Source organism: Janthinobacterium sp. (assembly GCF_009923995.1).
Classification (GTDB): domain Bacteria; phylum Pseudomonadota; class Gammaproteobacteria; order Burkholderiales; family Burkholderiaceae_D; genus Janthinobacterium.
Genome location: NZ_RFSK01000110.1, coordinates 1 through 7500, shown reverse-complemented (window position 1 = coordinate 7500; position 7500 = coordinate 1). Strand labels below are relative to the sequence as shown.

Sequence of the window (7500 nt, the reverse complement as noted above, 5' to 3'; positions counted from 1 at the left end):
AGCCCGGCATGCCGGGCTTTTTCTTTACTGAAACATCATTACTTGATGTTCAGCGGGGCAAACGATTTGACCAGGTCGTCGAGCGCCTTCAATTGCGCCAGGAACGGCTCCAGCTGGTCCAGCGGCAGGGCGCTGGGGCCGTCGCAGCGGGCATTGTCCGGGTCCGGATGGGCTTCCAGGAACAGGCCGGCGATGCCGACGGCCAGGCCGGCGCGGGCCAGGTCCGCCACTTGCTGGCGGCGGCCACCGGAAGCGGCACCGCCTGGGTCGCGCTGCTGCAGCGCGTGGGTGACGTCGAAGATGATGGGCAGGTTGTCGCAGGTCTTCTTCATGACGCCAAAGCCCAGCATGTCGACCACCAGGTTGTCGTAGCCGAGGCAAGTGCCGCGGTCGCACAGGATCAACTGATCGTTGCCCGCTTCCTTGAACTTTTCGACAATATTGGCCATCTGGCCAGGGCTGAGGAATTGCGGCTTCTTGATGTTGATCACCTTGCCGGTCTTGGCCAGGGCCACGACGAGGTCCGTCTGGCGCGCCAGGAAGGCGGGCAATTGCAGCACGTCCACCACTTCCGCCACCTGCTGGGCCTGCCAAGGCTCATGCACGTCGGTAATGACGGGCACGCCAAACGCCGCCTTCACGTCCTGGAAGATGCGCATGCCTTCTTCCAGGCCCGGACCGCGGTAGGAATGGATGGACGAGCGGTTGGCCTTGTCGAAACTGGCCTTGAACACATAGGGAATACCCAGTTTTTGCGTGACGCGCACATATTCTTCGCAAGCGCGCATGGCCAGGTCGCGCGATTCGAGCACGTTGATGCCGCCAAACAGCGCGAAGCTGCCTGTATTGCTGACATCGATGCCATGGACTTTCACTGAGGTCATAGGGATTCCATCTTGGTTAATTGCTACTGCTGGGTTGGACGAGGCGCAGCCAGGGGCTGGCGCGATAAGGCATCTTACTAGCTAGGACGGCGCAGATCAAATTTGATCCAGCGCAAGGGCGTGGCAAACGGCGCGTGACAGGGCCGCGACGGCCCCGCGAGGGCAGGCGCAAAGTGCCTTATAATCACGCTTTATCTCTACACTGATTCAGGAGCACAGATGGCCCGCACGATCCACTGCATCAAACTCAACAAGGAAGCCGAAGGACTGGACTTCCCGCCGTACCCGGGCGAACTGGGCAAGAAGATTTACGAATCCGTGTCGAAAGAAGCCTGGGCTGCCTGGCTCAAGCACCAGACCATGCTGGTCAATGAAAACCGCCTGAACCTGGCCGACGCGCGCGCCCGCAAATACCTGGCCACGCAGATGGAAAAGCATTTCTTCGGCGATGGCGCCGATGCCGCCATGGGCTACGTGCCGCCGACGGAATAAGCCGTATCGCTTGCCCGTGACCGCGTCACGGGCAGTTTCACCTTCGTTTCGCGCCTTCCCCCGCCGTTTCACGGCACCGCCCCCTCGTTTCGTCGCAAGCCGCTCGCCGCCCGCACCGCCGGCTGGCACAGTACGCCCATCGACAACCCCACACCAAAGGCGGACACCATGTTGCAGCAAATCTTCAGCCACACTCCCCTGTATGTCTGGGCCATCCTGGCCTTCCTCGTGTACCGCGGCGTGCTGGCCAGCCGGGCCCGCGAAGTGAGCTTGCGCAAGCTGTGCATCATTCCGCTCGTCATGCTGGCCCTGTCCCTGAGCGGCGTGCATGGCAGCTTCGGTTTTGCCGGCATGGCGCCGTACGCCTGGGTAGCCGGCGCACTGGCCGGCGCGGCGCTGGCCTGGTCGCTGACCGATGCGCGCGCCATCGTGGCCATTCCCGCCCGCGGCAGCGTGCAGCGCCCCGGCAGCTGGCTGCCCTTGATCTTGATGATGTGTATTTTTTGCATGAAATATGCGGTCGCCGTCACCTTGTCCATCGCGCCCGCCTATGCCCACGCGGCCGGCTTCATCGTGCCCGTCTGCCTCGCCTACGGTTGCTTCAGCGGCCTCTTCCTGGGTGGTTTGCTGCGTAGCGTGGCCGTGTACCGCCAGGCACAAATGACGAGCGGCCCGCAAGGGGCCGCCGTGTAAGACAGGTAGCAACGCCGGCGAACGCCGGCGATCGCCTTAGTACGCCAGGGTACGCACGCCTTCCGGCATGCCCAGCAGGCAGACATTCGCGCCGCGCACGGCGAACAGGCCGACGGCAATGACGCCGACGATCTGGTTGATCTGCTGTTCCAGCGCCACCGGGTCGGCGATCTGCAGGCCCAGCACGTCGATGATCTCGCCGCCGTTGTCCGTGATGAACGCTTCGGTAGTGCCCGCCTTCAGGCGCAAACGGGGCGTGCCGCCCAGCGCGGCCAGCTGGCGCGCCACGGCGGCGCGGGCCATCGGGATCACTTCCACGGGCAGCGGGAAGGCGCCCAGGGTGTCCACCAGTTTCGAGCCGTCGGCGATGCAGACAAATTGCTTGGCGACGGAAGCGACGATCTTTTCACGCGTCAATGCCGCGCCGCCGCCCTTGATCATGGCGCCGCTGGCCGTGATTTCATCGGCGCCGTCGATGTAGACGGCGATCGACTCGACGTCGTTCAGGTCGAAGACGGGAATGCCATGGCCGGCCAAGCGGGCAGCCGTTGCTTCGGAGGACGCGACCGTCCCCTTGATGCGGTCCTTGATCTTGGCCAGTTCATCGATGAAGAAATTGGCGGTGGAACCGGTACCGACGCCGATGATTTCACCTTCCACCACGTAGTTAATGGCGGCGCGGGCTACGGCTTGCTTCAATTCGTCTTGGGTCATGGCATTCAGGCTAAAGTGAGGAATGCCGCCATTTTAACGGATTGCCGGCCCGTCCAGCCGCCCTTGCCTGCCTGCCGTGGCTTTTGCTCCACCCTGGCGGCGTGAATTTTGCTCAAGAGCAATTGATTGGTCAATTCCTCCGTATGCCCGTTAAAATATGCGAAAATGCCACTATTGACACATATGACGTTTCAGGAATAGCAAATGAATCACAGTAAACAGGTACTTGTTGTCGATGACAGCCGGGTTTCACGTTTGATGTCGCATCAATTCATCCTCAGCAAACATGCCGACTGGCAAGTCATCGAGGCGGCGACGGGTGAAGAAGCCCTGGAAAAAGTCAAGACCGTCAAGCCTGTCCTGATACTACTGGATGTCAACATGCCCGGCATGGGCGGCGTGGCGGCGGCGGAACAATTGCGCGCGTTGTGCCCGCAGACGCCCATCTTCCTCGTCACGGCCAATGTACAGAATGCCATCCGCAACCGCGCCAGCGAACTCGGCGTCGGCTTCATGGAAAAACCGATCACGGAAACGCGCATCCACCAGCTGATCGATTCACTGGGACTGTGAGCATGGTCAATCTCTCCGAACTGGAAAACGATGCCCTCGTGGAGATATTCAATATCGGGGTAGGCCACGCGGCCGCCGCGATGAGCGAGATCGTCAATGAAGAGGTCACCATGTCGGTGCCTTCCATCACCTTCCTGAACCGCGCCGATGCGGCCGCCCTGCTGGGCAGCAAGAAAGATGGCGAACGCATCTGCGGCGTCAGCCAGCACTATGACGGCGCCTTCGCCACCGAAGCCATCCTGATGTTCCCGGAAGACAAGAGCCTGGAAATCGTGCGCCTGATGGTGGGCGACGCCATGCCGCTGCAGGAACTGACGGAGATGGAACAGGAGGCGATGAGCGAAATCGGCAACATCATCCTCAATTCCTGCGTGGGAACCCTGGCCAACCTGTTCGACAGCGAACTGCATGGCTCGCTGCCCCTGTACCACGTGGGCACCAGCGCGGAAATCCTGTCGTCCTTCGGCGGCCAGGACGACGAGGCCGTCGTGCTGATGCTGCACATCGACTTCGTGCTGGCCAAGCACCAGATCCACGGCTATGTCGCATTCGTGCTCGACCTGTCCGCCTTGCACGACCTGAAGCAGCAAGTCAGCCGCTACCTGGCCAAGGTCCTGGGACAGGCGTGAAGATCATGCCGGATGCCTTACACCGACTCGCCCTGCTCGAGAGCATCATCGGCGCCGTCAACCTGGGCGCCATCGTGCTCGACGAGCATCACCGCATCGTGCTGTGGAACCGCTGGATGGCGCGCCACTCCGCCTGGACGGCCGAGGCCGTGCTGGGCCAGGACTTCTTTGCCATCTTCCCGGATCTGCGGCACAAGCGCATCGACTCGGCCATCACCCAGGCCCTGCGCGACAATTTCCAGTCGCTGCTGTCGCAAACCCTGCACAAGGCGCCGTTTGCCCTGTACACGCACGGCGCCGCCGCGGGGGCGACGGAAGGCCAGGAACGCATGCAGCAGGCGATCGCCGTCACACCGATCAATTTACCCGGTGCGCCGCGCCACTGCCTGATCCAGATCAATGATGTCACCATCGCCGTGGGCCGCGAGAAGCTGCTGCGCGAACAGACCATGGTCCTGCGCTCGCAAACCTTTGCCGACGGCTTGACGGGCATCGCCAACCGCCGCCACTTCGACGTCGCCATCGAGAAGGAAATGCGGCGCGCCATGCGCACGGGCAGCCCCCTGTCGCTGCTGATGATCGATATCGACCATTTCAAGGATTACAACGACCACTACGGCCACCAGCAGGGCGACGGCTGCCTGATCCGCGTGGCGGCCGAGCTGGCCGCCATGCTGCAGCGCCCCACCGACCTGCTGGCACGCTATGGCGGCGAGGAATTTGCCGCCATCCTGCCCGACACGGATGCGGCGCAGGCCTTGCGCATGGCCGAGGCGATCCGCCAGCGCGCGGCCGACCTGCGCATTCCGCACGCCAAGACGGGCAATGACGTCAAGCACATCACGGTGAGCATCGGCATCGCCACGCAGCACCCGCACCAGCCGCTGGAAATCTCCGCCCTGATCGGCGCAGCCGACCGCGCCCTGTACCTGGCCAAGCGGGCCGGCCGCAACCGGGTCATGGTGCAGGCGCTGTAGGAAAGCAACGTCCGCCATATAATTCCAGTAGACATCTTTCCGGCGGGTGCGTAGACTCATAGCTGATTGCAGCAAAAACAACAAGAATTTATCTGCGGTATCCATTCACGCGCATGCGCCGCTCCTGCGCGGATACGGCCAGGAGTGCTTGTGAACCTCGATCTGCCTCTCACCTCCCGCTTGCCGGGCACTGGCCTGGATACAACCATGGTCAATGGCATGCGCCTGCTGCTGTCCAGCGCGACCTTGCTGACCCTGTTCATCGATCCCGAAAGCGCCGGCAAGCTGAGCAGGATCACCTGGCTGATCTTTTCCGCCTACACCATGCACAGCCTGTTGCTCTACGTGCTGGCCGTGCTGGGCATCAACCTGCCACAGGACATCCTGCTGTACTGGCTGGACGTGGCCTGGTATGCGCTCATCGTCTTTTCCACCAGCAGCCACAATAATTTATTCTTCCTGTTTTTTTTCTTTGCCATCCTGACATCGTCGTTCCAGCGCGGCTTCGAGGAAGGCGCCCGCGTCACCCTGGCCTCGGCCGGCCTGTTCGCCGCCACGGCCCTGTTCGGCGAATCGGATGCGGAATTGTCGCGCCTGCTGTTACGCAGCACTTTCCTGCTCGCGCTCGGCTACATGATCGCCTACTGGGGCGGTTCGGCCATCACGCAGCGCAGCCACCTGGCCCTGCTGCGCGATGTCAGCCAGCTGTCCAATCCCCGCTTCGGTGTCGACCAGACGATCACCTCGGTGCTGGAAAAGACGCGCAGCTACTTCAACGGCCGCAGTTGTCTGCTCGTCATGCAGGACAAGGGAACGCGGGTCTGGTCGCTGCGCAGCGTGATCCATACGGCATCGGGCATCATGCACACCAGTTCGCTCCTCAGCGACGAGGCGGCCAGCCCCCTGCTCGCCTTTGCGCCCGACAAGATCGCGCTGTACAACCAGCCCGCGGGACTCTGGCTGCCCTGGTCCGGCGGGGCGCGCATGCAGGACCCGCACAGCGGACGCTGGCTGCGGCATGACGATGCGGCAGGCGCGCGCCTGGCCGAGCTGCTCGAGGCGCACGCCTTCATCAGCGCGCCCCTGCCCTTGCGCAATGGCAAAGGCCGCATCTTTATCGTCTCCGCCACCAGCATGAGCAGGACCGACGCCCTGTTCCTCAGCCATATCGGCGCGCAGGCCTTTCCCGTCATCGAGAACATCGACCTGCTCGACCGCCTGGCCTCGCAAGCGGCCTCGCGCGAGCGCGAAAAGATCGCGCGCGACCTGCACGACACGGCCATCCAGCCGTATATCGGCCTGCGCCACGGCCTGGCCGCCCTGCGCAACGAAGCCACGCCGGGCAACCCCCTGCTGCCCGAGCTGGAAAAGCTGATCCTCATGTCGGGCCAGGTGATCACCGACCTGCGCAGCTACGCGCGCACCTTCAAGAACGGCCAGGTGCAAAGCGAGCCGGAACTGCTCGTCGCGCTGCGCCGCCAGGCCACGCAGATCCGCGAATTCTATGGCATCGACATCACCCTGGACATCGAGGGCGACCTGCACATCAATGACCGCCTGGCGGCCGAAGTGTTCCAGATCGTCAACGAAGGCATGAGCAATATCCGCAAGCACACCTCGGCCCGCCACGGCGCCGTCAAGCTGACCTGCGCCCAGGGCGCGCTGCACATCAGCATCGACAACGAATGCGCGGCCGCGCACGTACCCGACTTCCTGCCCGATTCGCTGGCCGAACGGGCCGCCGCCCTGGGCGGCACGGCCCGCGTCACGCATGGCACGCAGGGCAACACCTCCGTCCAGATCGAGATTCCCATATGAACGACCATCACGCCATGCCGCCGGCCAGCCATCTCATCAGCGTCCTGCTGGTGGATGATCACAAGACCATGCTGTGGGGCCTGGAACGCCTGATCGGCGGCGAACACTCGGGCATGCGGGTGCTCGCCACGGCCTCCGACAGCACCGAGGCGCTGGAGCTGGCGAAAGCGCTGTCGCCCGATGTGGTCGTGCTGGACCTGGACCTGGGAGGCATCAGCTCGCTGGCCATCCTGCCGGCGCTGGCGCAGTGCGGCAGCACGCGCGTGCTGGTGCTGACGGCCAGCCACGACCAGGCCATCCTGGACCAGACCGTGCTCAAGGGCGCGCGCGGCATTGTCAGCAAGGATGCGCCGGCGGAAATGGTGCTCAAGGCCATCGAAAAGGTCTACCACGGCGAACTGTGGCTGGAACACGCCATGCTGGGACGCATGCTGACGCAGCTGACCCAGCCCGGCGGCGGTTCGGCGCAGGCCGTCGCCGTGGCCAGCCTGACCCTCAAGGAAAGAAAGATCATCGCCGCCCTGGTACACGGCAGCGGCACGCCGGCCAAGCTGCTGGCGGACCAGCTGTTCATCTCCGAACATACCTTGCGCAACCACCTGACCTCGATCTACCGCAAGCTGGGCGTCTACAACCGCCTGGAACTGTACGCCTACGCCACCAAGCACCACCTGGGCGAATTGCCGCCCGGCGCCTGACGCCGCCGTCCCGCCGCGCGGC

9 protein-coding genes are annotated in these 7500 nt (G+C 63.5%); 7 read left to right on the top strand and 2 right to left on the bottom strand.

The genetic code is table 11. The annotated features are described in order from the left end of the window. Nucleotides 1-38 precede the first annotated feature (38 nt). A complete protein-coding gene (kdsA, locus tag EBS11_RS27530; RefSeq protein WP_086144016.1) occupies nucleotides 39-884 on the bottom strand; it encodes a 3-deoxy-8-phosphooctulonate synthase in 846 nt (281 codons plus the stop codon). 219 nt (nucleotides 885-1103) lie between these two features. Here kdsA and EBS11_RS27525 point away from each other — a divergent pair, with 219 nt between their 5' ends. Next, complete coding sequence (locus tag EBS11_RS27525) at nucleotides 1104-1376, top strand: oxidative damage protection protein (RefSeq protein WP_034750797.1); 273 nt, start codon at nucleotides 1104-1106, stop codon at nucleotides 1374-1376. Nucleotides 1377-1544: 168 nt separating this feature from the next. Continuing rightward, on the top strand, nucleotides 1545-2069 hold the full coding sequence (locus EBS11_RS27520) for a DUF6622 family protein (protein WP_290608551.1): 525 nt from the start codon (nucleotides 1545-1547) through the stop codon (nucleotides 2067-2069). Between the two features lie 36 nt (nucleotides 2070-2105). Here the strand turns inward: EBS11_RS27520 and rpiA are convergent, their stop codons facing one another. Then, nucleotides 2106-2783, bottom strand: a complete 678-nt coding sequence (gene rpiA, locus EBS11_RS27515) for a ribose-5-phosphate isomerase RpiA (RefSeq protein ID WP_290608549.1) — start codon at nucleotides 2781-2783, stop codon at nucleotides 2106-2108. Nucleotides 2784-2987: 204 nt separating this feature from the next. On the opposite strand from rpiA, the gene EBS11_RS27510 reads away from it, so the two are divergent. The 5 genes from EBS11_RS27510 to EBS11_RS27490 all read left to right on the top strand — a co-directional run bounded on the left by EBS11_RS27510 (nucleotide 2988) and on the right by EBS11_RS27490 (nucleotide 7478). Then, on the top strand, nucleotides 2988-3356 hold the full coding sequence (locus tag EBS11_RS27510; RefSeq protein ID WP_290608543.1) for a response regulator: 369 nt from the start codon (nucleotides 2988-2990) through the stop codon (nucleotides 3354-3356). Between the two features lie 2 nt (nucleotides 3357-3358). Beyond that, on the top strand, nucleotides 3359-3985 hold the full coding sequence (locus EBS11_RS27505; RefSeq protein ID WP_131371220.1) for a chemotaxis protein CheC: 627 nt from the start codon (nucleotides 3359-3361) through the stop codon (nucleotides 3983-3985). A gap of 5 nt (nucleotides 3986-3990) precedes the next feature. Continuing rightward, entirely contained in the window at nucleotides 3991-4962 is a 972-nt protein-coding gene (locus EBS11_RS27500; RefSeq protein WP_290608540.1) for a GGDEF domain-containing protein, read from the top strand. 150 nt (nucleotides 4963-5112) lie between these two features. Then, on the top strand, nucleotides 5113-6780 hold the full coding sequence (locus EBS11_RS27495) for a histidine kinase (RefSeq protein WP_290608538.1): 1668 nt from the start codon (nucleotides 5113-5115) through the stop codon (nucleotides 6778-6780). Next, a complete protein-coding gene (locus EBS11_RS27490; protein ID WP_290608536.1) occupies nucleotides 6777-7478 on the top strand; it encodes a response regulator transcription factor in 702 nt (233 codons plus the stop codon). Before EBS11_RS27495 ends, EBS11_RS27490 begins: the two co-directional genes overlap by 4 nt. The last annotated feature ends 22 nt before the right edge of the window (nucleotides 7479-7500 follow it).

Bases quoted from the DNA above. Each gene is read 5' to 3' on its own strand.
- kdsA (WP_086144016.1), bottom strand. From the start codon at position 884: ATGACCTCAGTGAAAGTCCATGGCATCGATGTCAGCAATACAGGCAGC.
- EBS11_RS27525 (WP_034750797.1), top strand. From the start codon at position 1,104: ATGGCCCGCACGATCCACTGCATCAAACTCAACAAGGAAGCCGAAGGA.
- EBS11_RS27520 (WP_290608551.1), top strand. From the start codon at position 1,545: ATGTTGCAGCAAATCTTCAGCCACACTCCCCTGTATGTCTGGGCCATC.
- rpiA (WP_290608549.1), bottom strand. From the start codon at position 2,783: ATGACCCAAGACGAATTGAAGCAAGCCGTAGCCCGCGCCGCCATTAAC.
- EBS11_RS27510 (WP_290608543.1), top strand. From the start codon at position 2,988: ATGAATCACAGTAAACAGGTACTTGTTGTCGATGACAGCCGGGTTTCA.
- EBS11_RS27505 (WP_131371220.1), top strand. From the start codon at position 3,359: ATGGTCAATCTCTCCGAACTGGAAAACGATGCCCTCGTGGAGATATTC.
- EBS11_RS27500 (WP_290608540.1), top strand. From the start codon at position 3,991: ATGCCGGATGCCTTACACCGACTCGCCCTGCTCGAGAGCATCATCGGC.
- EBS11_RS27490 (WP_290608536.1), top strand. From the start codon at position 6,777: ATGAACGACCATCACGCCATGCCGCCGGCCAGCCATCTCATCAGCGTC.